This is a genomic window from Stieleria sp. JC731 (genome assembly GCF_020966635.1).
GTDB lineage: Bacteria > Planctomycetota > Planctomycetia > Pirellulales > Pirellulaceae > Stieleria.
This window is the reverse complement of the sequence record NZ_JAJKFQ010000005.1, coordinates 1,313,183-1,336,523: the sequence shown is the minus strand read 5'-3', so window position 1 is coordinate 1,336,523 and position 23,341 is coordinate 1,313,183. Positions and strand designations below refer to the sequence as shown.

24 protein-coding genes are annotated in these 23,341 nt (G+C 54.2%); 16 read left to right on the top strand and 8 right to left on the bottom strand.

From position 1 onward, the window contains the following. Positions 1 to 185: 185 nt before the first annotated feature. From LOC67_RS15765 to mch, 3 genes are read right to left on the bottom strand one after another with little or no spacing between them, the layout of a single operon-like run. Positions 186 to 1,880, bottom strand: a complete 1,695-nt coding sequence (locus tag LOC67_RS15765; RefSeq protein ID WP_230263573.1) for a fatty acid CoA ligase family protein — start codon at positions 1,878 to 1,880, stop codon at positions 186 to 188. Continuing rightward, on the bottom strand, positions 1,877 to 2,794 hold the full coding sequence (locus tag LOC67_RS15760) for a RimK family alpha-L-glutamate ligase (protein WP_230263572.1): 918 nt from the start codon (positions 2,792 to 2,794) through the stop codon (positions 1,877 to 1,879). The genes LOC67_RS15765 and LOC67_RS15760 overlap by 4 nt, the downstream gene beginning before the upstream one ends. Beyond that, positions 2,791 to 3,747 carry a methenyltetrahydromethanopterin cyclohydrolase gene (gene mch / locus LOC67_RS15755; RefSeq protein ID WP_230263571.1) on the bottom strand — a complete coding sequence of 319 codons (957 nt, stop codon included), beginning with the start codon at positions 3,745 to 3,747 and terminating at the stop codon, positions 2,791 to 2,793. The genes LOC67_RS15760 and mch overlap by 4 nt, the downstream gene beginning before the upstream one ends. A gap of 395 nt (positions 3,748 to 4,142) precedes the next feature. Between mch and def the strand changes: the two genes are divergently transcribed. Both def and fmt read left to right on the top strand, forming a co-directional pair. Then, positions 4,143 to 4,727: a peptide deformylase gene (gene def / locus LOC67_RS15750; protein ID WP_230263570.1), complete on the top strand. Its 585-nt coding sequence runs from the start codon at positions 4,143 to 4,145 to the stop codon at positions 4,725 to 4,727. A gap of 83 nt (positions 4,728 to 4,810) precedes the next feature. Then, positions 4,811 to 5,773 (top strand): methionyl-tRNA formyltransferase, encoded by a 963-nt coding sequence (gene fmt / locus LOC67_RS15745; protein ID WP_261366905.1) that lies wholly within the window; start codon positions 4,811 to 4,813, stop codon positions 5,771 to 5,773. Positions 5,774 to 5,912: 139 nt separating this feature from the next. Here fmt and LOC67_RS15740 read toward each other — a convergent pair whose 3' ends face one another. Genes LOC67_RS15740 through LOC67_RS15730 form a run of 3 tightly spaced genes read right to left on the bottom strand, consistent with a single transcriptional unit; the run spans position 5,913 to position 8,111 of the window. Next, a complete protein-coding gene (locus LOC67_RS15740; protein ID WP_230263569.1) occupies positions 5,913 to 6,686 on the bottom strand; it encodes a flagellar motor protein MotB in 774 nt (257 codons plus the stop codon). Then, the gene (locus LOC67_RS15735) at positions 6,683 to 7,336 is read right to left on the bottom strand and encodes a flagellar motor protein MotB (protein ID WP_230263568.1); all 654 of its coding nucleotides are present in this window, start codon (positions 7,334 to 7,336) and stop codon (positions 6,683 to 6,685) included. Before LOC67_RS15735 ends, LOC67_RS15740 begins: the two co-directional genes overlap by 4 nt. Before the next feature lie 4 nt (positions 7,337 to 7,340). Next, positions 7,341 to 8,111, bottom strand: coding sequence for a motility protein A (locus LOC67_RS15730; RefSeq protein WP_230263567.1), 771 nt, complete (start codon positions 8,109 to 8,111; stop codon positions 7,341 to 7,343). Positions 8,112 to 8,488: 377 nt separating this feature from the next. On the opposite strand from LOC67_RS15730, the gene flgB reads away from it, so the two are divergent. The 12 genes from flgB (at position 8,489) to flhB (ending at position 17,615) form a co-directional block, all read left to right on the top strand. Beyond that, the gene (flgB, locus tag LOC67_RS15725) at positions 8,489 to 8,848 is read left to right on the top strand and encodes a flagellar basal body rod protein FlgB (RefSeq protein WP_230263566.1); all 360 of its coding nucleotides are present in this window, start codon (positions 8,489 to 8,491) and stop codon (positions 8,846 to 8,848) included. Positions 8,849 to 8,860: 12 nt separating this feature from the next. Continuing rightward, entirely contained in the window at positions 8,861 to 9,292 is a 432-nt protein-coding gene (flgC, locus tag LOC67_RS15720) for a flagellar basal body rod protein FlgC (RefSeq protein WP_230263565.1), read from the top strand. Next, the gene (gene fliE, locus LOC67_RS15715; protein ID WP_230263564.1) at positions 9,292 to 9,606 is read left to right on the top strand and encodes a flagellar hook-basal body complex protein FliE; all 315 of its coding nucleotides are present in this window, start codon (positions 9,292 to 9,294) and stop codon (positions 9,604 to 9,606) included. Before flgC ends, fliE begins: the two co-directional genes overlap by 1 nt. A 40-nt stretch (positions 9,607 to 9,646) precedes the next feature. Then, positions 9,647 to 11,179, top strand: a complete 1,533-nt coding sequence (locus tag LOC67_RS15710; protein WP_230263563.1) for a flagellar M-ring protein FliF C-terminal domain-containing protein — start codon at positions 9,647 to 9,649, stop codon at positions 11,177 to 11,179. A 21-nt stretch (positions 11,180 to 11,200) separates the two neighbouring features. Next, on the top strand, positions 11,201 to 12,208 hold the full coding sequence (locus tag LOC67_RS15705; RefSeq protein WP_230263562.1) for a FliG C-terminal domain-containing protein: 1,008 nt from the start codon (positions 11,201 to 11,203) through the stop codon (positions 12,206 to 12,208). A 1-nt stretch (position 12,209) separates the two neighbouring features. Continuing rightward, positions 12,210 to 12,737, top strand: coding sequence for a FliH/SctL family protein (locus LOC67_RS15700; protein ID WP_230263561.1), 528 nt, complete (start codon positions 12,210 to 12,212; stop codon positions 12,735 to 12,737). Further along, positions 12,734 to 14,038, top strand: a complete 1,305-nt coding sequence (locus LOC67_RS15695) for a FliI/YscN family ATPase (RefSeq protein WP_230263560.1) — start codon at positions 12,734 to 12,736, stop codon at positions 14,036 to 14,038. The genes LOC67_RS15700 and LOC67_RS15695 overlap by 4 nt, the downstream gene beginning before the upstream one ends. Further along, positions 14,035 to 14,469: a flagellar FliJ family protein gene (locus LOC67_RS15690; RefSeq protein ID WP_230263559.1), complete on the top strand. Its 435-nt coding sequence runs from the start codon at positions 14,035 to 14,037 to the stop codon at positions 14,467 to 14,469. Before LOC67_RS15695 ends, LOC67_RS15690 begins: the two co-directional genes overlap by 4 nt. Before the next feature lie 3 nt (positions 14,470 to 14,472). Beyond that, positions 14,473 to 15,186: a hypothetical protein gene (locus LOC67_RS15685; RefSeq protein ID WP_230263558.1), complete on the top strand. Its 714-nt coding sequence runs from the start codon at positions 14,473 to 14,475 to the stop codon at positions 15,184 to 15,186. Between the two features lie 309 nt (positions 15,187 to 15,495). Beyond that, positions 15,496 to 15,765 carry a flagellar biosynthetic protein FliQ gene (locus LOC67_RS15680; RefSeq protein ID WP_230263557.1) on the top strand — a complete coding sequence of 90 codons (270 nt, stop codon included), beginning with the start codon at positions 15,496 to 15,498 and terminating at the stop codon, positions 15,763 to 15,765. After that, positions 15,762 to 16,532: a flagellar biosynthetic protein FliR gene (locus LOC67_RS15675; protein ID WP_230263556.1), complete on the top strand. Its 771-nt coding sequence runs from the start codon at positions 15,762 to 15,764 to the stop codon at positions 16,530 to 16,532. The genes LOC67_RS15680 and LOC67_RS15675 overlap by 4 nt, the downstream gene beginning before the upstream one ends. Positions 16,533 to 16,544: 12 nt before the next feature. After that, on the top strand, positions 16,545 to 17,615 hold the full coding sequence (gene flhB / locus LOC67_RS15670; protein ID WP_230263555.1) for a flagellar biosynthesis protein FlhB: 1,071 nt from the start codon (positions 16,545 to 16,547) through the stop codon (positions 17,613 to 17,615). A 52-nt stretch (positions 17,616 to 17,667) separates the two neighbouring features. On the opposite strand, the gene LOC67_RS15665 is transcribed toward flhB, so the two are convergent. Next, the gene (locus LOC67_RS15665) at positions 17,668 to 18,426 is read right to left on the bottom strand and encodes an RsmD family RNA methyltransferase (RefSeq protein WP_230263554.1); all 759 of its coding nucleotides are present in this window, start codon (positions 18,424 to 18,426) and stop codon (positions 17,668 to 17,670) included. A gap of 290 nt (positions 18,427 to 18,716) precedes the next feature. Between LOC67_RS15665 and LOC67_RS15660 the strand changes: the two genes are divergently transcribed. Both LOC67_RS15660 and LOC67_RS15655 read left to right on the top strand, forming a co-directional pair. Continuing rightward, positions 18,717 to 20,105 (top strand): peptidylprolyl isomerase, encoded by a 1,389-nt coding sequence (locus LOC67_RS15660; protein WP_230263553.1) that lies wholly within the window; start codon positions 18,717 to 18,719, stop codon positions 20,103 to 20,105. Positions 20,106 to 20,285: 180 nt separating this feature from the next. Further along, complete coding sequence (locus LOC67_RS15655; protein WP_230263552.1) at positions 20,286 to 21,671, top strand: asparagine synthase-related protein; 1,386 nt, start codon at positions 20,286 to 20,288, stop codon at positions 21,669 to 21,671. 196 nt (positions 21,672 to 21,867) lie between these two features. Here LOC67_RS15655 and LOC67_RS15650 read toward each other — a convergent pair whose 3' ends face one another. Next, positions 21,868 to 23,133 (bottom strand): DUF1559 domain-containing protein, encoded by a 1,266-nt coding sequence (locus LOC67_RS15650; RefSeq protein ID WP_230263551.1) that lies wholly within the window; start codon positions 23,131 to 23,133, stop codon positions 21,868 to 21,870. Positions 23,134 to 23,341: the final 208 nt, after the last annotated feature.

Here is a 23,341-nt window from a genome sequence, read left to right as displayed (position 1 = left end):
AATCGACGGTAACATTCAACCGGACACCCGAGGGGGCGACAAACCGCTACAGCATACTCGATCCACCGCTGCGGATTAAATAGAAGGCCCCCGATTGATCTAGTTGGCCAACAACCGGCCGTATCAGGGCGCGTTTTCAATTTCCAATTCGAATGGAACCAATGTCATTGCGGTGCCACCAACGGTCACCGCTGTGCTTCAAGCTCAGCTTTGAGCCGCTCGCGAAAGATTTTGCTGTTGTGACGAATGTCCGTTGGCAAGGGTTGATCGCGAACGACGATTTCTTCAATGCGGCAGGTCAGTGGATTCAGCGAACCGAGCGTGCGCAGCTCTTCAACCAGCCGACTCTTTTCTGCCTCAGTTTTTGGCCAAGCTTCCGGAATCGGTTCGACAAGGATGACCGGCGACTGCTCACCCGCCTTGCCTCTGCCAACCAACGCACAACGGTAGACTTTCGGATGAGCGTTAAAGATCGCTTCGCAAGGCACCGTGTACCAAGTTTTCTTTCCGTTGGTCACGCGATGAGCTTTGCGTCCACAGAACCAGAAACGGTCCTGATCGTCGAGATATCCGACGTCGCCCATTCGATGCCAAACTCGATCTCCGTCCGCGACTTTGTGCATCGCATTTTGATCCTCGCGAACGACGTATTGCCTTGTGACCATTGGGCCAGTCACCATCAGTTCGCCAGTTTTACCGCGAGGTAGCTCGACGACGTCGTCCATCGATTCGATTGGGCCGTCATTGATTTGGATTACTTTCCAATGGACATCGTCAAATCGTGTTCCGACACAGACGCCTTTTCCACGTTCTGAAGCCGGCCCGGTTTCTTCGATGATTTGTCGTGACTCGATCGATGCCAACGGCAATGCTTCCGTCGCGCCGTAGGGCGTGTAGATCTCTGCGTCTTCGCACAACAGCCGCCGCAACCGGATCATCGTGGATGCCGGAACGGGAGCACCTGCACTTAGGATTCGTCGCATCGTCGGAAACGGATCCGCAACGCCATTGTTTTCACACCAACGGACGACCGTATTCCACAGCGCGGGTGAACCGAATGACTGGTCGACCTCCCATTGTTCGGCTGCTTCGATCAAACGCTGGGGATCGACATCAGCCGGCCGCGTCGGGTCCATATCCGGGATGATCGTGGTCACTCCCATGACGGCGTCGAACAACCCAAACAACGGAAAACAAGCCAGGTCACGCGAACCACGATGGATGTCGTAGCGTTCGCGGATTCGATCGATCTGCGAGTGAAACGTTCCGTGTGTATACAAGACGCCTTTGGGTGGCCCTGTGCTACCGGTGGTGAAGATGATCGCGGCCGGATCCGAGCGCTCGATCCTCGGCAAAACGTCCTTGATGTTCTCGCCGGATTGTGGCATGCCCATCGCTTTGATTTGTTCCAGGGTTTTGCCGCCCCAAAACAGTCGCCGTCCGACGGTCACATTCCATTTCGCAGCCGGAAACTTCCTCTTCAGCAAAGTGCGAATCGCCATCGCCTTGGGGATCCCGATGAATCCGTCGGGCTTGGCATCTGACAAGCACTGCACCAAGTGTTTTCGGCCGATTCCCGGATCAATCAAGATCACCGTGACACCGGATTTCAGCAGCGCAAAAACCAGTTCGATGAACTTTGCCCCGAACGGCACTAACATGGCAACGCGCATTCCCGGGCGCAGACCCCAACGCACCAAACCACACGCGATCGCATCACTTTGACGATCAAGATTCTCAAACGTGGTCAGTGAATAACTGCGAGTCCCGTCGGCGGTCCTAGGACCTCTCGGCTCGGCAGTCGCGATCGCACCGGGGGTCAACGAAGCGATGACTTCAAGTCGTGAAGCGACATTCCCATCTCGAACTTGGCTGGTCATTGACTCGTTTTATCCGATAAGTTCCAAAGTCTTTCGATAATCATTTCAGCAATTGAATCGCCACACACGGTTTGAGCCCCTTTCCATCCGGGAATCGCGTTGACCTCCAAGAATAACGGGGGACCGTTGTCGTTGTCGATGATATCGACGGAAGCAAATTCGAGCTTCAACGCACCAGTGATCCGCAAAGCGTCTTCGGAAAGCTTTGAATCCACTGCGATCATGTCACATGTCGCACCACCGGCTACGTTTGTCCGGAATGATTTTTCATTAGTTCGGCGAAACCCAAGCACGCGATCACCGATCACCAGCAAGCGCGTGTCGCGACCGCCAGGCGAGACGAAACGCTGCACAACGATGGACGCTTGCAGCTGTTCCAGGGTCGAAAAGCATGTCCATGCCAACTCGCGATCCTGAACTCTCATCACCCCCCGACCTTCACCACCGAAGATTGGCTTGATGACGCAGTCGCCCCCCAATGAATCGAACGCTGCCAAAGCGTCATTCCGATTCTGGACAACATGAGTTTCCGGTACTGGGTACCCTAAACTTGCTAGCCGGATCGATGTCGCAAACTTATCGATCGCCCATTCCAAGCCACGAGGCGAATTCACAATCGGTGTTTGCGTTGCACCCAAGTTGTCCGCAATCGAATGCAGCACAGCCAAACGATATGTCAGTTGCTCCATGGATGCCGCTGGCATTGTCCGAGTCAAGATTGCGTCGAACGACTCGAGCGAGCCTGCGGTGCACTCGTTGCGTGGACACTGGTCGACAGTCGAACGCAGCGACTCATATGCGGCGAAATCGACATCGATTCCACGATGCCGGCAAGCCGTTCGCAACTGGTTCGCATGCCAGCCTTGATCGGGGCCAAGAACCAGAAACCTTACCGGCAAGCGTCCCACGCTCATGCCCCGAACGATTCCTGTAAAACCTGCGGCATAAGATTGCCGGCGCTGAAACTGCGACCGCTTCGCAGATTGCAAATGGTGGCCACAGCCGGACTAAATAGCGAAGGGTCGACCTTGTAAAAATCGTGATCGTAGTCGGCAAAGATCTTTGCGAACGGACGGCCAAAATCGTTCGACGAACAGCTGGGCAAACGTTGATAAATCGACTCGACGTCTGAATCGTCACAGTCGACATACAGTGTGACTTCGGCACCATACAGCATCGCATCGTTCGTCCGACCGATCCCACCAATCACGTCACCGCGTTTTGCGGGTGGAGGCAACGGAGCAGCCCCCACACCGCTGATGACATTCGAAACGTTGAACCCAAGTTCATCAATCTTGTGTAGCGCCGTTTCGATGCTTCTGGCAACCACTTGGACGCTTCCTGCGATGGAGGTGCTCGGCGCGATACAGATGCTTAGCTGGTCGGGCGAAACCCCGGCTTGTTCACACAGCAAACCGATGGTCGATTCGGTAGGAAACGATTCGGCCTCCAAAACCACAACCACTTTTTCGGAAGCTTCGTCGCGAAGCTCATACTTTTGCAGCATTGCTTCGCGGCCTCGTTTCAGCCTTATCGGTCCGCTTCCCATCGCGAAGAAGTCATCGGTCTGAACGGGCCAGCCCGCGTACTGGCAACCCAAGCAAGCTAATTTGGGAAAGTCGGTTGCGACGAGAACTTGGTGGCTGGCGATGTAACGCTCGCGATCACAGGGGGACAGCGAGACATTGCCCAAGCCCCCCATGCTAACCGACGCGAGCGCCAACCCGTCCGACAAACCGCCAGGAACTTCGATACCAAAATCGAAAACGCGTGCTCCGGCGATCGTTCGAATCGCGACTTTACTCTGAAAGTTCGCCTCCAATCCTTCGATCACGTGGATTGCCAGCTGGTTCGGTGACAACTTCATTTCAATCTGGGTTCGGCGAGGCAGAGATGTGGGCACGTCAGGAGAAGCAAGCTGAATCGGCAAATTAACTTTGCCAAGCCGCCAGACCGATCGGGCGAGTCGGGCAGAATAGACAAATGCGCGATGAGACCCAGTAGGCAAGTTTTGGCGGTCCACCATCACTTTCCCAACACAGATCACATCGGTTTCGATATCCCATCAAAGCGAAAACACCGCCAGTTACGGGGATTCCGAAGCGGTCCCGATGTTCGCAAACCAGAAAGAGGGTGTCGAGGGGGCGAGGACCATCGAAGGGACTTGGTCGACGATATTTAGTCAACCCGAATGACAAGACCGAATCGATCCGTCATTATAGTCGATCTTGAAACGCCAACTCTTTTTTCATTTTGACCGTCATGCCGCTCGAAGTCATTCATTATCCGCACCCGACGCTCCGCTATGTCAGCAAGCCGATCCGCAAGGTCGATGCCGAATTAAAGCAGATTGCCCAGGAGATGCTGGACTTGATGTACGAACACAAGGGCGTCGGGTTGGCCGCCAATCAAGTCGACCTGCCGCTGCGAATGTTTGTCGCCAATCCAACCGGTGAACGGGGCGAGGGCGAGGAATTCGTCATTTTGAATCCGGAAGTCCAACGCCCCAAAGGCAATGTCGCTTCCAGCGAAGGGTGCCTGAGCGTACCAGGTTTGACCGGTGAAGTGATCCGTCCGAAGTCGATCCGCATCAGTGCATACGACATTTCCGGCAACGCGATCGACGCGACGGTCGACGGATTCCTAGCCCGTGTGTTCTTGCACGAAATCGATCACCTCGACGGGACAATGTTTTTCGACCGGATGAACGACCAAGCCGCGCAGGAGCTGCAGTACGAACTGGACGAATTCGAGACAGACTTCCGTTCGAAACAGGCGACCGGCGCGATCCCGTCGGACGAAGAGTTAATCCAACGTCTGAGCCATTGGACCGAGAAGTATTGCTGATCGGTCGCGTGAACATTTCAGTCGGGTCAGAAGATTTGACGGTCAACATTTCGCCAGCGTGCATCTGACGGAGCCTCCACGTTTTGAAAATTATCTTGATGGGCACGGGCCCGTTCGCGGTTCCTAGCTTTGAAGCGATCCGCCAATCCGAAAACGAGATCATCGCGGTCGTCACCAAACCGGAACCTCCAGTCAAGAGCCGCAAAGGTCCGCCTCCGGCACCGGTCCGCACCTGGGCAACCGAACATGGTCTGCCGATCATGGACCCGATGTTGATCAACGATGAAGAGGCTGTAGCGCGATTGCAGCAACTGGGTGCTGATCTAATGGTTGTCTGTGACTACGGACAAATCCTGAAACCTGCAGCACTGGGATCGGCGAAGCTTGGCGGTATCAATCTGCACGGTTCGTTGCTGCCAGCTTACCGGGGCGCGGCGCCGGTTCAGCGTGCGTTGCTGAGCGGTGACCCTCAAACCGGTGTCAGTGTGATCCACATGACGCCCAGGCTGGATGGCGGCCCGATCTTGGCGAGCGCGACCACGGATATCTTGGCGGAAGAAACGTCAGGTCAATTAGAAGAACGTCTTTCAAGTCTTGGCGTCGATCTCGTGATGGAATCCATCGAAAAGCTTCGCCAGTGGAATGGCGAAGAAACTATCGGCGAGATCCAGGACCCAGCCAAAGCCACCAAGGCTCCGCGGCTGAATAAACAAGAAGCTCAGATCGATTGGGCATGGTCACAATCCAAAATCGATTGCCACGTCCGCGGTATGCAGCCCTGGCCGATTGCCTATACCGAAGTCCAACTTCGCGAGAACAAACCGCCGCAACGGATCGCCATCCTAAAAGTCAGCTCCGTTGAAAACGACGCAACCGACCTGGCCGCGGGTCAAGTCACCGGCGAAGGACAATTGATCGTGCGCTGTGGTGACGGCTTTTTACAGATCGACCAGCTGCGCCCCGCTGGCAAGAATCAAATGAGTGGCGAACAGTGGCTGCGAGGACATCAGCTTCAGCGCGGCACAAGTTTTATTCAACCGTCCTAGTGCTTCGTTGCAACTCGATTTTAGGATTGGCCGTATGGCGTTAGCCACGGCTTCAGTGCAATAACCGCGGCGAACGTTCGGTCGGCTGATGACCCGAACCCGTGTTTCCATATGGAATGAAGCACTAGCCGAAACTCGGTCACTGAGATGTTGAGGCATTGGAAATTGCAGTCTCCGCGCCTTTGCGACCTAAGATCACCGAAAGGTAAGGTCGCTTGGCGTCGGCAAACAGCCATGGCTTGACGCGATACTTGATCCGCGACCGAGTGGATTGGTCCATCCAAAACGTGGATTCGACTTCCGTTCTCATCTCGACCGACTTATCAAGCGTCCGCTTCAAGCTTGATGCCTTTGGCATGTTTGCCCACAAGACTATTTCCATCACCATGCGTTCATCACGCATCTTTGAAAGAGCCTCGGAAATCAGTTGCGTCGCTTGCAAGCTGAGCTTTCCCGTCTGCGGGTCCGGTGGCTGGAACGAATCAAAAACGACCTGATCTTCGATTTGCGGCAGCGTCTTCAGATCGATCTTCTGTTCAAGATCGGTCAGAAACTTTTGAAACTGCTCGCGATCCCGGTCAATCACCCGCTCGTGGTTGTTGTTTTCATCTGGCCCAAAGTTATCTTGCTTTTCGTTTTTATCTAAGTTTTCAGCGAGTGCGTAGATTGGTGCCTGAGACTCTTTCTGAATGACATCGGCTGATCGGTTCCCACCAAGATGCCCTGGTGTGCCGGAACTGGTGAATGCGTTTACAAACGAACCGGTTCCAGAATAAAGGTTCGCACCGGTTTGTTCCTTGGCGAGCGAGTTGAGAACGATAAAGAACGCCAAGAGCGCCGTCATCGTATCGCCGAATGAAACCAAGTAGGCCTTACTAGGTGCACTCGGTGGAGCTTTCTTTTTCTTGCTCATCGTCCACTCTGATACTGCTCGAGTACCACTCGCACCATCCCGGTTGTTACCTTGTCCGAGATGGCGGTCCCGATCTGACCGGGTCGAGCTTTTTCGGTGTGATAAAGATAGTCGGCGAAGGCGCAGACATGATCTTCGAGATTGCGATCGGAGATTTCTAGAACACAGTGGATGCTAAGCGACTCGAGTTGCTTTGCCAGCTTCGCGGCTGCCTGCGCACCTTGACGGTTCACCTTCAAGTCGTCGCCCACCATCTTTTTAAGCGGAAGCTCGAAGGCGAAGGTTTTCATCACGTCGCGTTTCGCTGCATCCTCCGATGGTCCCTCCAGTCCTTTACCGATCGCTGCCGTCGCGATCTCCTTTTCGATCGGCGGCATCTCGCTGCCCTGCATTGCGATACGGGCGACTCGTGAACGAATACGAGTGGTCCATGTGTTTTTATCAAGCTGATCATGCTTGTGTCCTGCAACGCCTGTCGCACCGGCGCGTCCAAAAACACTGACGGTTACTTTTTCAAACCGTTCCGGTTCGGTCGTCGCGAAGGTTAGCAGCAAAATAAAGAACGTCATCAGCAACGTGATCACGTCGCTGTACGTCATAAACCACGCTGGGATGTCTTCTGGCGGATCTGGCGGTTTATCCTTACCCATGAACCTATGCCTTCGCTATCGAGCGTCGAGCTTTCGGGGCGAGGAAGCTGAGCAATTTTTCTTCGACCACACGTGGGCTTTCACCTTCGCCGAGCAATGTGATTCCGCAGATCATCAGTTCGCGAATCATGGATTCTTCGGCGTTGCGTGCTTCCAGCTTTCCGCCCAAGGGAATACAGACAACGTTAGCCACCAACGCACCGTAAAGCGTCGTCAGCAACGCGACCGCCATACCACCACCGATCTTACTGGGGTCGTCCAAAGAACGAAGCATCTGAACCAGACCGATAAGCGTTCCGATCATCCCGAACGCAGGGGCAGCCGCACCGGCCGCGTCAATGATTTTTTTACCAGCGGCGTGACGCTGTTCGATGTACGACAATTCGATTTCCAGCGACCGCGCGACGTCCTCCGCAGCGACACCGCTGATCAACGATTCCAAGCCTCGTTTCATATAGTCATCGGTGACTTGTGACGCTTGGTCTTCGAGAGCCAACAGGCCGTCTTTACGAACCACCTCGGCAAACTTTTTGAATTGGGCGATGGTGTCTTGAGGTGAAGGCAGCTTGAACAAGAACGTCTTCAAAATCACAGAGAAGGCGCCCAAGTTCATCTTCAATGGGAAGTTGATCAATGACGCCGCGATCGCTCCACCAAAGACGATCATACCGCTGGGGATATCGATAAAGGGGCCGAGACCACCTCCACCCATCGCGATCGAGGCGAGGATCAAACCTGCGCCCATGATCAACCCAATGATTGTCGCTATATCCATATTTACTGAATCGTTTCTTGCGGGCGGCCGTCGCCGCGAAATTGGGAGTTGCCAAGTCAGAGGGCGCGCAAGAAAACGCACCCACCCGTGCGAATTCACAATGCTGCAAGATTGACCGGGAGGATGCGTTGTGACCGGCCGGGATGAAGCTTTCAAAACAGCTTCACACGCGGGGCAGCAACACACTCTTGCAACAAGCCCTCATTCGATTCTTAGTTCATCCATAGGGATCGACTTGAAGATCCCTTCAAAGGCAGGTCGTGATGAGGCAATTGAGGGAACACCCTCAGGCCTAGATCGCTGAATCACAGCGATTGGCGGGTTTTCCCCGCAAGATGTCCTTAACGCTTATAGCTTCACAGGCCGATACAACTGGCATGAGCGGAATATTTTACCAAATCGATTTACTCAGCTCCGCGGTCAACGCGAGCGAGAAGACACATCGCGTGGTCAGCCAGAACATCGCGAATGTGAATACGCCTGGATATCAAACCAAGCGTTTAGATTTTCAAAAAATGCTCGAGCTCTCCCAAGGTGACTCAAGCAGTGAAACGAGTAGCAACTCAACGGAACTTCCCATTGAGATGCCTGAAGGTTTGGAAGAACGTCTTGACGGCAACAACGTCAACTTGGAACAGGAAGTCGCAGAACTGAAAAAGAATGCGCTTGCGTTTCAATCGTTCAACCAGTTACTTGCGTCCCGAGTCGCGACGATGCGACGAGCAATATCCGGCTAAGGGCTAACCGTCATGGTCAACTTTCCAACAATCGATATCGCAGCATCCGGTCTTGCCGCAGAACGCTTCCGCATGGAAGTAACTGCGAACAACTTGGCCAATGCGTCGACAACGATGACCGAAAACGGCGATCCCTACCGACGCCAAGCAGTGGTGTTTTCAGCGGCCGCCGATCCCCTTACGGATCCGAAGTCAGCCGCCGCCTTGCACGGTGTCCAAGTCGTTGGTGTCCAGCCCGACGCCAGCGAATTTCCGACCGTCTACAACCCCTCGCATCCACATGCCGACGCCGATGGGTTTGTCCGACTGTCGAACGTAAAAATCCCCGAGGAAATGGTGGACTTGATCACCGCAAGTCGTTCGTACGAAGCGAACACCAAGGCGATCAGTGTCTTTAAAGAGATGGTCGAACAAACCCTAACGCTTCTTCAAGGAGGCCAGTGATGTCTGCTTTGCCGCCTGTCGCATCGGTTAATGTTCAGTCGCCCGGGTTCAGCAATCCTGCTCAAGCCGCGGGAGCACTTTCGCCCTCGGAACAAACAACCGATCGCAACGTCTTCCTCGATCTTATGGCTCAAGCCAACGAAGACCAACTTCGTAGCGAACAAGCCATCAACAACCTTGTCAGCGGTAAAACCGAAGACGTCCAACAGGTTGTCATGGAAGTCGTCAAAGCCGAAATGTCCTTCCAAGTTTTCATGGAAGTCCGTAATCAAATCATCGATTCGTACAACGAATTGATGCGTATGCAATTCTAAGCGTCACAGCTGTTCTCCCCACGCGAACATTTGACGAACATTGAACGTTATCCAACCTTACATCGATTCACTGCTGTCCATCTGGCACCAGAGTTCCCCCGCAGGTCGCGTGGGAATCTTGTTGCTCGCTGTCTTATGCCTCGTCACCATCGGTGGCGTCGGCTATTGGTCTGTCCAGCCAAGCTATGTCACGCTGGTCAGTCAAGAGGATAGTGACAAAATGGACCGTGTTATTGACGCCCTCGACAAAGCCGGAATCGAATATCAACTCTCAGGTGCTGGCGGCAACCTGATGGTTGATAAACGAAACTTTGCCAAAGCAAGGCTCCTGGCACGCACGCATGGCGTTTCCGATAGCAGCCAAGGCGGCGGATCGATGCTCGGTGGCGCACTTAGCAGCCCCAAAGAGCGCGCAATTCAGGCTCGCATTCAGAAGCAAAACAGCTTGGCAGCGACGATCGAAAAGATCGAAATCGTCGAGCACGCGGACGTGCACTTAAACGTCCCCGATCGCGGACCATTTGAACGTAAAACATCAGCCCCTACCGCCAGCGTTCTTCTAACGTTGCGTGACGGAAGCCAATTGTCAAAACAACAAGCAACGTCGATCGCTTCATTCGTCGCGTACGCGGTGGAAGACCTTGCCCCCGAAGCGGTTCAAATCACCGACCGCGACGGACGCAGCTACACCGTGCCCGATGAAGAGGCCGGCCAGATTGCTAGCCAAGTCGAATACACCGCTCACCTAGAGCAAAAGCTCGCCGAAAAGGCCGAAGACCAGCTGTTCAAGTTCCTTGGCTATGGCAACGCCAACGTCCAAGTCAGCATGGACATGACCTTCACCCAGGGCTCTCGAAAGATCACGAAATACGATAGCAAAGGTGCCGTTCCTAGCCAGGAAGACTTGGTTTCGGAAACCACTACCAACGTTCAACCGGCCCCCGTCGGGGCAGCCGGCGTTGCCTCCAACCTGAACGCTTCGGCGGGCAGCAATGCTAAAAACGGGATGGAAAGCAAAACGGAAAACATCAAAACGACTTACCTGGTCCCCATCACGGAGGAAACCTCAGCTAACTCCACCCCCGTTCGAAATTTCCTGACCGTCAGCGTCGTGGTCAACTCGGAAGCAACCGGTGTCAAACAAGAAGACGGCACGATCCTGCCGGACTTGGCACAAACGGTCACCGAGACGGTTAAAACCGCCGTCGGGTTCCGTGACGACACCGACATGATTTCCGTCAAACTGGTGCCATTCTCTGACACTTTGCTGACTCCGGCTGAACCGGTCAGTTCGTTTGACTGGACGAAGATTACCTCAATCGTCGAAAAGGCCTCGCTTGCGATTGCCGCCCTTTTGGCCTTTGTGCTAGGTCTTATGTTGCTGCGTAAGTTTGGTCCAAGCAGCAATTCTCGCCAGGCGGGCGGGGAGGGCCAACTCGGTGCCGCTCGCAGCGAAAGCGTCAGTGAGTTGTCTCGATTGATCAAAGACAATCCGGAGGTCTTCGCGCAGGTCGTCAAAGCGTGGTCCGGCGATAGTGGGGCAAAAGATTCTGGTAAGCAGAATGCCGCCTGATAGCGGAGCGAGGTTGCCGCGATGAAAACAATGTTAACGCGACAGGAACGCTTAGCGCTTCTGCTATACCTGATGGGCGACGAAGCCACCGACATGGCTCGGGAAGGCATCACAGGTCCTGCGCGCGTTGAACTGGATCAAGCGCTCGACGACTTTAGGGATTACCCTCCAAGCCCCGAAGAGATCGATCTCGTGATCGATGACTTCGAGCACTATTTTCGACTGGCACTTCAGAACAAAGAACAGTCCGGCGCCGATGGTGACTATGACGACGAAGACGGCCCTCGCATCTTCCAAATCGCCGAAGAAGCGTTTGATGTCGAACTGGAACCAATCAAAAAGTTCGAACAGCCAAAGCTGACCGGGGATGTCATCAGCGACTTAAATCGCATGCACCCCTACCAAGTCGCTCAAGCTCTCAAAGCAGAGCTGCCTGCCGCGTCCGCCATCGTGCTGCGAAAGCTTGCGAACGAACACGCCGCGAAAACGCTGGAGCTGATGCCGGACTTTTTGCGTCCCAAGGTTTTCCTGGAACTGGCCAAACCCTCCAAAGTCACCTTGATGATCCAGCAGCGGATTTTCAACAAGACACTCGAGATGGCTTTGAAGGTCGAAGAACGAGAAATCGAAGTCGACTGCTCGCAAAAGATGTCCAACATGATGCGTTCGCTGCCGCGTGCACTACGTGGACCGATGCTGGATGAATTGGCTAAACGCGACAAAGCATTATCCGAATCCGTTCGTAGCCTGCTGTACCGCTTCGAAGACCTCAATCGCCTCGAAGACCGCGACATGCAGAAACTGCTTGGCCAATGCCAAACCGACCAACTTGTCCTGGCACTACAGCAGGTCGAACCAGAACTGTTGGAAAAAGTCCTGGGCAATATGTCCAAGCGTGCGAAGGAAGCGTTGCAAGAAGAAATCGAATTCAAAGCCAATGCGGCTGACGATGAAATCGAAGAAGCGCGTAAGGCTGTCGCCAAGACACTGGGCACCCTGTGCGAATCTGGCGAGGTGAGCATCGACTGATATGGCTGTCATTCAGATTCCATTTCCGAAAAAGCTTTCATCGGTTTCGACGACGCGAGGTCATGTCAAAAATCTGCAGGTCGTCCCCGAGGAAGAACCGCAAAATGACGTGCTCGAAGCGATCGGAGGGATCGCAGCGGCGATTGATCTGTTGCAGCAACAGCGGCAAGAACAATTCGGCGAGATCAGTGCGAAGCTAATCGCGACGGCTTGCCAGATCGCACGAGACGCCTTGGGAAGTGAAAACGAGCTTATCGAGCAGCGCGTCAATCACTTCACCAAAGTCCTTTTGGACGAATTGCAAGAATCCAAAGACGCGATCATTTTCGTGCACCCGACACTCGTCGAAACACTTTCGCAACACGAAGCCATTATCCAAAAGGGTTCGATCGAAATCCTTCCGGACACCACCGTCGCCCCCGGTGACTGCCGAGTCGAAATCGAAGGCAAAGGATTGCTCGCATCTTTGGATGCCTATCTCGATGCTGCCAGCTTGCGTCTACGTCAAGAAGCAGGGGGAACGCGATGACATCATCGTTGCTTGATACCACCGACTGGATCCGCACCACGGGTCGATTGCAAAGCGTCGAAGGACGCATGTGCGCGACGATCGATGCGGCCGTTGGTGAAATGGTCGAAATTTTGACATCGGACAATAAACGCGTCCTCGCCGAGGTCATCGGCTTCAATGACGACAAAGCTCAGCTCATGCCGTACAACTCCGGCGTGAACTTCCAACGCGGCAACGTGGTCGTCTCGACAAGGCGACGACTCGAAATCCCGGTCGGACGTGAGCTGCTCGGTCGTGTCATCGATGCGCTTGGTCGACCGATCGATTCGCGAGGCCCGATCCACTGCGAAGATTTCGCCGACTTGCACTTCGAATCCCCCGACCCACTGACACGCCCACTGATCCGCGAGCCCTTTGTTACGGGAATGCGGTCTATCGACGGCCTACTGACGATGGGGCAAGGACAACGTGTCGGGCTGTTTGCCGGTAGTGGTGTTGGCAAAAGTACGCTACTTGGCGAAATTGCCAAACACGCGTTATGCGATATCAACATCGTGGCAATGATTGGCGAACGTGGTCGCGAGGTGCGGCCGTTCATCGAAGACACACTGGGACCGGAAGGCCTCAAGCGATCCATTGTCATCGTCTCCACTTCCGACCAGCCGCCTTTGGCCCGGATCCGTGCGAGCGAATCGGCCGTCGCAATTGCCAACTGGTTCCGAATGCAAGGCATGAATGTACTGTTCATGCTGGACTCGCTAACCCGTCTGGCGCACGCACAGCGTGAACTGGGCTTGCTGCTCGGCGAACCACCGACGTCACGTGGATACACCCCCAGCGTGTTCCAAAAAATGGCCAGGCTGCTAGAGCAACTTGGTACAAGCGACCGTGGTGTTATCACCGGGTTGCTGACTGTTCTGGTTGATGGTGACGACATGAACGAACCGGTTGCCGATGCGGCGCGTTCCATTCTGGATGGCCACATTGTCCTTGACCGAAAACTGGCACACCAAAACCACTACCCAGCAATCAATATCCTCAGCAGTGCGAGCCGATTATTCGGAGAAGTCACGACGCCCCTGCACCGAGATCATGCAGGCTCGGTCCGTCGAGCGCTTGCAAAATACGTCGAAGTGGAAGACTTAATCCAAATCGGTGCCTATCAAAAGGGTTCAATGCTGGAATCAGATCGAGCGATCGAAGTCCAGCCCGAACTGAACCGTTTCCTGCGTCAAGGGATGAATCAGCCCAGCGATTTGCAACAGACAACGGCTGAGCTTGCCAAATTGAATCAGCTGATTGTGAGACCCACGCAATGAGCACGCAGCAACGACTAAAAAGAACCGAAAGGATTTGCAAAGTCGAAGTCAATCGACTGAACGCACTGATCGGAAAACGAAATCTGATTGACCATCAGATCAACGAGATCCAAAAACTGATCGCCGAACTGATTGATCAGCGTGATCAACAAACCTTCGGCGAAGGCTGTCGCCCGACGATCGAGCAATTGACACAGTCTCATGTTTGGATCGAAGGGTTGGACGAAAAAATCAGCAACCAAAGATCCAAGGGCGAAGAACTCAACCAGAAACGCGAACAAATGCAGGCCGAAGTGCTTGCACAACGGACACGTTTGCGAGGCCTGGAAATTCTGGTTGACCAACTCCGCATCGCGGTCAACACCGAACAACAAACACAACAATTCACGTTGGCAGACGAACAAGCCATACGCGACTTTGCAGAGGGGTAATCCATGAAAGCGATCATTGCAGCGATGCTAACCTGCGTCATCATCTTTGGATTGTCCGCCGGGGCGACACATATGCTGATGCAATCACCACCGGCGGAACCGCCAGAGGAACTTGGCGAGACCGATGGGCAACCCGAAGAAGGTGACAGCGCCCAGGCCGCCAACGTCGAACAGATGCCAGTCTCGTTCCGCCCCGACGCCAACATCTCGGTCGAAGCCGTGATGCAGATGAGCGATTCGATTAAACGAATGGAACAAGAGCTTGCCGAACGTGAAAAGAAAGTCAAACGCGACGAGATGCGAATCAAGCTGATGTTTGACGACCTATCGACGGAACAGGATGAGCTGAAGGCTTATAGCGACGGAATTGAGACCAAGATCGCTGTCTTGGAACAACTCAAGAACGAAGTTGCCGGTTCGCTCGCATCTTTGGATGAACGCAAAGCAGAACTAGATAAAGCCAAAGCCAAGATGGACACCGCGGAGGAAGCAGGCGAAACACCGCTCGATGAACGTGTCGAAAATGTCAAAAGCTGGTTTGCCAACCTCGCACCCGAACAAGCATCGGACTATTTGCGTGAGTTTGCCAACAACGGAAAGATCGATCTCGCCGCGACGTTGCTCCAGAAGATGCCCGATCGCCAAAAATCCAAGATTCTGGCTGCGATGAACGACCCAGTTTTGGTTGACCAATTGATCGAAGCGTTGGGCAAATAGCCGACCGTTTAGACTCACCATCTTCAGCAATGCGCCATTCGGTTTGCCAATGCAAGCTGCATGGGTTTCAGGGTGCAGCAATGTCCTGCGGCAGTACTTCCCAATCGAAATTCTGAGATCGGATGATTTCAGAAACTCGATTTGCGATACGCGGGAAAAACTTTGTATGCTCGGCTGATCTCGCTGTCTTTGCACCGACTGGAGCGATATGGCCTGGACCGAGTTAGGCCGGACTGATATGCCCCGGACCGGCAGAATCGAACAGCGAACAAGCATAGATCCTGACAACCACCACGGAAGGCCATTGTCATGCACATCGAAGACGCAGTTTTCATCGGGCGCGAATTCTTTGCGTTGGCCTTGCTTTTGACCACACCGGTGGTCGCAGTCAGCTTGATTGTCGGTTTGCTGATCAGTATCGGGCAAACGGTCACCAGCGTCCAAGAACAGACGCTTTCATTCGCCCCGCGGATTATCTCGGTCGTATTCGTGCTGATGGGCTTGGCAACTTGGTATCTGCAGACGCTGCAGAACTACACGATCGGCCTGATGACCCAGATGGTCGAGCTTGTGAAATGACCGACGATGTCGTGCTTTTCCTACTGGTGCTCGCACGCGTCTCCGTTTTCGTCGCGTTCTTTCCGCTTTTCACAAAGCGTCAACTGCCGTCTCACGTCAAAGTCGGCTTAGCGGCATCACTGTCAGTCTTTTGGCTTGCCGATGCAAAAGCGGTCATTCCAACGCCAGAGCTTTCCGGAACCGGCGGAGTGGTGTTCACGCTATTGCTGTTCAAAGAGATTTTTACGGGAATCTTGCTAAGCCTTTTACTGGGTTTGTTTTTCTGGCCCGCGCGGATTGCCGGATCGTATATCGCGCAAGAGCTGGGGCTTTCACTGGCGTCAATCAGCGATCCCAGCAGCCAAGATTCGTCGACACTCGTTTCGCGAATCTTCGAGTCGTTTTCGATCATGGTGTTTTTCGCACTCAACCTGCACCACTTTATCATCCTCACCCTGCACTTCTCGTTTCACTACGTCATGACCCGAGTCGGTGTCATGACCGTGCCGACTGACGCTTTTGTCAAAGCGATCGGAAATTCGGATGACTATGGCTTGCTGATCATCGCACCGGTCTTAGTGATGCTGATGATGGTGACCCTGGTGCTGGCGTTTCTAAACCGAGCTGCACCATCGCTGAACCTGTTTTCAGTGGGCATGCCGCTGCGCGTTGGATTCGGTGTTTTGCTGTTGTTTATTTTCAGCCCGGTGATTTTTGGCGCGATGGAGATGTACCTGTATCGCGTTCAAGAAGATATCGAGTCGATCCTGGTCCTACTTGCCAGCTAAGGAGCACCAGCGATGGCCGAACAGGGGCAGGAGAAAGATCAGAAAACAGAAGACGCAACCCCGCAGCGTCTGCAAAAGGCGCGCGAGGATGGCCAAATCGGCTTTAGCTCTGAACTGGTCAGCGGCGTCATGCTTGCCATGGCAACAGGCTTCTTTTGGTTCGCCGGTGCGTGGTTCATCGAAACGATTACCGGTGTGATCTCGCGCCGCCTGACATCGTTCGAACTTGTCCTGACCGATCCACGAATGCTGATTCGTGTCATCATCGAAGAGACACTGACCATCGGTACCGCGGTGCTGGCGTTGATCCTTCCGGTGGCGGCGATCGCAGCCGCATCCGGCTTGCTTCAAACCAACTTTAACCTCAGCACCAAGCCGCTGGAATTGAAGCTCGACAAACTGAGTGTTATTGAAGGTTTTAAGAAAATGTTCTCCAGTCGCAGCGCGGTCCGAGGCGCACTGTCGATTGCGAAGGCCGCCGTCATTGTGGCGATCTCGATTTTTGTTGGCTGGGGGCGAATCGGCGAGATCACTTCGGCCGGTTTAAGCTCGTCCGACGAAATGCTTCACTACCTTGGAGCTTTGCTGATTCACACGTCTTTGGCGATTGCGGCCACCATCGCCGTCATATCGCTTGCTGACCTGGGCTTTCAAAAGTGGAAACACTTGCAAGACATGAAGATGAGCCGCCAGGATCTCAAAGACGAGCAAAAGATGACCGAAGGTGACCCGATGGTCCGCGCTCGGATTAAGCAACTGCAAGCCGAAATGGGCCGCAAACGAATGCTGGCCGATGTCCCCAAAGCTGACGTTGTCGTCACCAACCCGACCCACTTTGCAGTCGCGCTTAAATATGACCGTAAAACGATGGACGCGCCGATCGTCGTCGCGAAAGGTGCCGACCACCTAGCCAAGAAGATCATCCAGATCGCAAAAGAAAACGGAGTCGCGGTTGTCGAAAGGAAACCCGTAGCGCGATTCCTGTATAAGAACGTAGAGATCGGCAAAATGATTCCGTTCGAACTGTATCAAGCTGTCGCCGAAATCCTGAACTTTGTCAACAAGATGCGATCGGCAATCTAGCCAGGCTTTGGCGTTGCCTGCTTGCAACGGCTCTTAGCCAGCTTCAGGTTGGCTACTGCAACCCACAAACCAATTCTGGTTCCAGCACCGACAACCGGGTGCCACCGTAGCATCGGTGGTCCCAATTGGCTTCCGGCAGCAAGCTCTCTTCTTGGTGCTTGTCCGTTTCGGCAACAATGACGCTACATGGCGGTGAATGGGCGATCGCCAAGCGAACGAGATTGACGAGTTCTTCGTTTCTGGATTCCCACATTTCATAGGGTGGACAGAAAAAGATCACTCGCGCGGTGTCATTCAGCGGTGCATCGGTAGGCGGTGGGCCCAGCAATCCGCTTGCGATCCGAAAAGTATCTCCGTTGATGACTCGAAGCTGATCGCTGACTTCCAATGTTTCCGCGGTCGTCTTTAGAAACGTACAGGCATGACGACTGCGCTCTATCGCGATCGCCGAACTGGCACCACGACTGATCGATTCAAACGTCACCGCGCCGGTCCCTGCGAACAAGTCAATCACATCGCTGCCACGGACACGCTGGCCGAGAATGTTAAACAGGTTCTCTCGAACGCTGTCCTTCATCGGGCGGGTAAAATCCGCACCGTGGTAAACCACTGTTCTGCCGCGCATTTTGCCGCCGATAATCCGCAGTTTAATCGGGCGACGCTTCGCTGGCTTTGCCGGACGGGTGCGTCCATCGGATTGCGAATCCGAATTGGCAGCTGCAAAATTGCCACCTGAAGCAGCATTTCTGCTAGAAGGTTTCTTTCCGAAACTACGTGATTTGCCGGAGCTATTTTTTTTGCGTCGATTCATCCCGAGAGTATAAAGCGGCAGCTTGATTTGGACAGAGGAGCGAACAGACGCAAAAGGACATCCGACCAAACGACGCCCCCCTCCCCTAACCACTCTTGCCAACGATGTTTTAGCGAGATAATCGCCAAGCAACCATCGGTCGGGAATATCACCGAACGCAACTTATTCGATTCGGCGACCCTTTTTTCCAAACCAGCCCGCCCCATGGTGCGTACGTTACCACGCCGGTTGTTCTCGTTCGGCCCACCCGTCTTTAGTTTTCCCTACGGCCTTCAATTTTCAACATCCCGATGCTGAAACACCTGACGCTAACCACATTCATCATCATCGGTTGCTGTTCGGCGCAAGACGCGTACAGCCAGGAAGCCCCCCCCACGAATAGTGCGTCGGCCGGATCAGCGATGCCCGCCAATGGCGAGCATGATCACGATCACGCTGGCCATGACCATGAGGGCCACGATCACGGCGAATCGCCGGAAACCTTCGACCCATCCAAGATGACCGAAGCGGAGCTATTGGAAGCGATGAAGGCTCAGTTTGGGCAGGATGTCTACGAGCGCGGCGTCAAAGCACTGGAAACCTACAAAGAGAAAACAGAATCGCTGCGCAAGACGGTCACCGAAATGCGACTCGCTCACACCAAGATCCGCAACGGACTGTTGGATGACGAATCGCAGTACAGCGACCTTCGCAATGCCGCTCGCCAGGAAATCCGTGCGTCCTACCGTGCGGCATTGGACGTGTTGGAATACATGCCCTATGGCAACGCGATGCAGTTCGTCAACACGATGATTCAGAACCGGATGAAACACGGTGTCTACGACGCCGAAACCAAAGAAGGCGCCGCCAAACTGCTGGATTATCACGCGACCTACGTTCACTTGGCTCAGGCTGCCGCCAGATCCGCAACGATGACCGGTGACTTCGCAACCGCCGAACGCATTTACGAAAAGCTCGACCCAGAAAAGGAGATGGAAGATCTGGACCGACGCTTTGCCGCGACGATGGCCGAACTGAAAGAACAATACGAGGCCGAACAGATCTTGCTCGATTCCGATCCGGCTGACCTACCCAAAGTTCGCTTGGAAACGACTCGCGGCGACATCTTGATCGAGCTGTACATCAACGAAGCACCATCGACTGCCTCCAACTTCATCCGTTTGGTTGAAGACGGCTTTTACGATGGCTTGGACTTTTTCCAAGTCGTCGATGATGTGTTGGCCATCACGGGCGATCCGCTCGGCGACGGAAGCTCAATTCCAGACAAATTCATCGCCGACGAAGAAGGACGCCCAACAATTCGGATGCCTTTGTACGGATCGTTGGTCGCGGCGAAGCTTCCTGTTCCAGACAGCCGTGACTTCATTCCCAACTCGGCAGGAACTCAGTTCGCGATCCTGTTCAGTCCGCTGCCACACATCGCACGCTCGCAAACCATCTTTGGACGCGTCATCGAAGGTTTCGACGTCATCGGTTCGTTTCAACGGGTTGACCCATCAAAGCCAAAGAAGAAAAACGAGATCGCGTTTCCGCCTGACCGGATCATCCAAGCGACCGTGATCAACCGTCCCGAGCAATTGCCCGAGGTCAACTACGTCGATCCCACGGCCGGGGCATCGGCACCAGTGGCAAACATGCCGGAACTGCCGCCATTGGATCTCGGCGAATCTGCTCAGTAGCCAACCGATTTCGCGGCAGCAGCGAACGGCGGATCGGCTTTAGTCAAACGCCATCGCTGAATTTCACGCCCGTCCTTTCCGGAGTGGGGACAGGCTTCGCGGTCAGAGAAAAAATCGGTAAACTGACCTCAGTCGAATCGATGGGATTCGCCGAACCGCCACGCCTTTATCCATGGTTCCATGTCAGAAAAATCTACGCGGCCTTCCGATTTGGCATTTGATGGTCAAGCTCCCGCTCTGATCGAACGCGTTGTGAACTTGATGGATCCGGCAGGCAACATCCTGCTGAACATGAGCAACGAAGAAGCTGAGAATGCGGTTCGCAGCGGTGATCCCGAAGCGGTCAGAAACATCCGCGGCCAGTTCGCGATCTGCCAACAAGACGGCAAGACCATTCGCATGGCCCGATCGATCGGCCGCCCTATGCGATACTTCCTGGCTAAACGCGCCGAAGGCCCCGCGTTGATCATCGCTGAACGGATCAGCGATATCATCGATCAATTAAAAAAGGAAGGCTTGGCAGATCAGTTCCACGCATCCTACACACGGATGGTGCCCGCACATTACTTGCTGGAACTGCAATTGGTCGGTTGCCCCGATCCGAACCCTAAACTATCGCGATACTTCGCGCCCGAACGCAACCGTTTGCCTGCCGATATCCAAGCCATCGGCGCTGCCTATATCGAACGGTTGGCAGAAGTTATCGATCAGTTCCTCGTTTCGATCGAAGATGACCAACCCATTGGAGTCATGTTCAGCGGGGGCATTGATAGTGGATCCGTGCTTGTTCTGGTCGACTACTTGATGCGTCGTCGGGGCAAGTCTCCTTCACGCGTCAAAGCGTTCACACTTGCGATCGAAGGGCACCCAGGTGACATCGCTCAGGCGCGGGAGTTCCTCAAAGCGATGAACCTGGAAATGATGCTGGAACCGATTGAGGTTCCAGCTGAACAGGTTCGTTGGCAGGATGCGATCGCATCCATGGAAGACTACAAGCCGCTGGATGTTCAATCCGCGACAATGGGTTTTGCCATGCTTCGCGAATTGCGAAAGCGATACCCGGATTGGAAATACCTGATCGACGGGGACGGCGGCGACGAAAACCTGAAAGACTATCCGATCGAAGAGAATCCCGAGTTGACCATCCGCAGTGTTTTGGGAAACCGAATGCTGTACCAGGAAGGCTGGGGCGTCGATGCGGTTAAACACTCGTTGGTCTACAGCGGTGGCCAAAGTCGTGGCCATAGTCGAACCAGTATGCCGGCAGCCCAGTTTGGATTCATGGGTTTCAGCCCCTACGCAGTTCCCGATGTGATCGAAATTGCCGAAGCGGTTCCATTTGTGGCCTTAACCGACTGGGACCACAAGAAACTGTATGACCTGAAGGGCCAAATCGTTGCTGCGGGAATCAAACATGTCACCGGAGTCGACATGCCGGTGTTCGAGAAACGCCGATTCCAACATGGCGCCGCCGATAAAGAGAGCTTCAATCGGATCTTCCCTAGCGAAGAACAAGTTTACCGCGATGAATTCAAACGGCTAATGGAAGAGAAAGCGGGAAACTAGTGGTGCAGCCACTGCACCGTTCTTTGGTGACCCTGCAAAGGACGTCGCTTCCCTCGCCGTGACAAACATCGGACAGAAATGATCGAAGGTTTCAGATATCCTTCACTAGCTCATCCGCATTAAAAAATCCTCGCCGTCTTAAAAGAGCAGCGAGGATTGTCTATGAATCAAGAATCAGAGATCGCTTGAGATCAAACTACTGATTCAATGGTTCGTCAATGATTTCGTGCGATGCTTTGGTACCCAAAGCTCCCCACAATCCGTAGGGGCTGAATTGGCCCGGTTCGCGTGGACCACCGCCGGCATTGCGACGAACCGCACCGTTTCGTGGATTACCGGCTTCGACCGAATCGGTCATAAACACGACAGCACCGTCAGTCATCAAGATGTGTGCACCACCTTGGTGATTGCTACTCGGTGGCATCGTACCGGGACCGTCAATCCATCGTCCGACACAGACTTCGGAGTTTGGTGGCAGCACGGTAAAGACCTGCGTGCAGTGTGGTCGGAAGTTAGCCCACGCACACCCGCGTGAATCCCAAACTCGCTGACGCAAGAAAGGAGGCACGGTGCAGTTCGCCGAATCGTTGCACCAGAATCGCGGACGTTCAGGATCGATCTCACCTTGGTCTTCGCAATACTTCGGATTGTCGTTGACCAGGTGCCCGCCCTGCTGAAGCCAAGACGCTGCGGCGCGAATATCGCGATCACCGATGTCCGTGATGATTTCACCCATCGCAATGGTGTTCGACAAACCGTCAAGAATGTCACGGTACTTCGCCGCACGCCGAATCATGAACACACCTCGGCTGACCGAGTTGTAGTTCAATACCGCGCCGTTTCCGGCCGGGTTCAATTCACCGGTTTTCAAACTGGTGTGCCAACCGTGTGGCGAATCACCCAAGCACATCGCGTAGTTGGTTCGACCAAGTGCAGGCAAGCCAACACCTGGATCGCTAGGGCAACGTAGCGTCGGAATCTCTGTAGCCCATGGCACATAGCCGGGGTTGCGAGAGAAGTTTCTGGGGTTCGGCCCCATCGCAGGCCAGCGTGCCGGATTGGTGATGCCCGTCGTGGCTGGAGGAGGAGCCCCCGTTACCGATTTCGTCGATGGATTGGAGACATGGTCCCAAATCCCTTGCTGTTCAAAGAACGCAGTCAGTGGAACCAACGCACTGTTGCATTCATGACTGGCATCGTTCCCCGTTTGCCACCAACGGTTGTTCTGTTTGCCAATCCCAGTTCCGTTGCCGTGCGTCGGCAACTGTTTGTACGCAGAGTGATAGTTGTGCAAGGCCAACCCAATCTGCTTGAAGTTGTTGCTGCAACTCATTCGACGAGCTGCTTCGCGAGCTGCTTGCACCGCCGGAAGCAGCAGCCCGACCAAAATCCCGATAATAGCAATGACGACCAACAGTTCCACAAGCGTGAAACCGGATACCCTACGGCGCTCTAGGACCATAGTTGACTCCAGGAAGTTCGAGGGAGGGATGAATACCGCACCCCCGAACCTAACGAATCCGAAAGCCCCGTTGGAGTAGAAAGAGGTAAAAATCTCCGCCATCTGGGAAATTTTCTCAATTCTCGCGAAACTTCAGTGACAACTGTGGGTTTTTCGCCTGCGAATGGCGAACATATCCCACGCCATAGTCACCCTAAACCACGCAATT

Bases quoted from the DNA above. Each gene is read 5' to 3' on its own strand.
- LOC67_RS15765 (WP_230263573.1), bottom strand. From the start codon at position 1,880: ATGACCAGCCAAGTTCGAGATGGGAATGTCGCTTCACGACTTGAAGTC.
- LOC67_RS15760 (WP_230263572.1), bottom strand. From the start codon at position 2,794: ATGAGCGTGGGACGCTTGCCGGTAAGGTTTCTGGTTCTTGGCCCCGAT.
- mch (WP_230263571.1), bottom strand. From the start codon at position 3,747: ATGAAGTTGTCACCGAACCAGCTGGCAATCCACGTGATCGAAGGATTG.
- def (WP_230263570.1), top strand. From the start codon at position 4,143: ATGCCGCTCGAAGTCATTCATTATCCGCACCCGACGCTCCGCTATGTC.
- LOC67_RS15740 (WP_230263569.1), bottom strand. From the start codon at position 6,686: ATGAGCAAGAAAAAGAAAGCTCCACCGAGTGCACCTAGTAAGGCCTAC.
- LOC67_RS15735 (WP_230263568.1), bottom strand. From the start codon at position 7,336: ATGGGTAAGGATAAACCGCCAGATCCGCCAGAAGACATCCCAGCGTGG.
- LOC67_RS15730 (WP_230263567.1), bottom strand. From the start codon at position 8,111: ATGGATATAGCGACAATCATTGGGTTGATCATGGGCGCAGGTTTGATC.
- flgB (WP_230263566.1), top strand. From the start codon at position 8,489: ATGAGCGGAATATTTTACCAAATCGATTTACTCAGCTCCGCGGTCAAC.
- flgC (WP_230263565.1), top strand. From the start codon at position 8,861: ATGGTCAACTTTCCAACAATCGATATCGCAGCATCCGGTCTTGCCGCA.
- fliE (WP_230263564.1), top strand. From the start codon at position 9,292: ATGTCTGCTTTGCCGCCTGTCGCATCGGTTAATGTTCAGTCGCCCGGG.
- LOC67_RS15705 (WP_230263562.1), top strand. From the start codon at position 11,201: ATGAAAACAATGTTAACGCGACAGGAACGCTTAGCGCTTCTGCTATAC.
- LOC67_RS15700 (WP_230263561.1), top strand. From the start codon at position 12,210: ATGGCTGTCATTCAGATTCCATTTCCGAAAAAGCTTTCATCGGTTTCG.
- LOC67_RS15695 (WP_230263560.1), top strand. From the start codon at position 12,734: ATGACATCATCGTTGCTTGATACCACCGACTGGATCCGCACCACGGGT.
- LOC67_RS15690 (WP_230263559.1), top strand. From the start codon at position 14,035: ATGAGCACGCAGCAACGACTAAAAAGAACCGAAAGGATTTGCAAAGTC.
- LOC67_RS15685 (WP_230263558.1), top strand. From the start codon at position 14,473: ATGAAAGCGATCATTGCAGCGATGCTAACCTGCGTCATCATCTTTGGA.
- LOC67_RS15680 (WP_230263557.1), top strand. From the start codon at position 15,496: ATGCACATCGAAGACGCAGTTTTCATCGGGCGCGAATTCTTTGCGTTG.
- LOC67_RS15675 (WP_230263556.1), top strand. From the start codon at position 15,762: ATGACCGACGATGTCGTGCTTTTCCTACTGGTGCTCGCACGCGTCTCC.
- flhB (WP_230263555.1), top strand. From the start codon at position 16,545: ATGGCCGAACAGGGGCAGGAGAAAGATCAGAAAACAGAAGACGCAACC.
- LOC67_RS15665 (WP_230263554.1), bottom strand. From the start codon at position 18,426: ATGAATCGACGCAAAAAAAATAGCTCCGGCAAATCACGTAGTTTCGGA.
- LOC67_RS15660 (WP_230263553.1), top strand. From the start codon at position 18,717: ATGCTGAAACACCTGACGCTAACCACATTCATCATCATCGGTTGCTGT.
- LOC67_RS15655 (WP_230263552.1), top strand. From the start codon at position 20,286: ATGTCAGAAAAATCTACGCGGCCTTCCGATTTGGCATTTGATGGTCAA.
- LOC67_RS15650 (WP_230263551.1), bottom strand. From the start codon at position 23,133: ATGGTCCTAGAGCGCCGTAGGGTATCCGGTTTCACGCTTGTGGAACTG.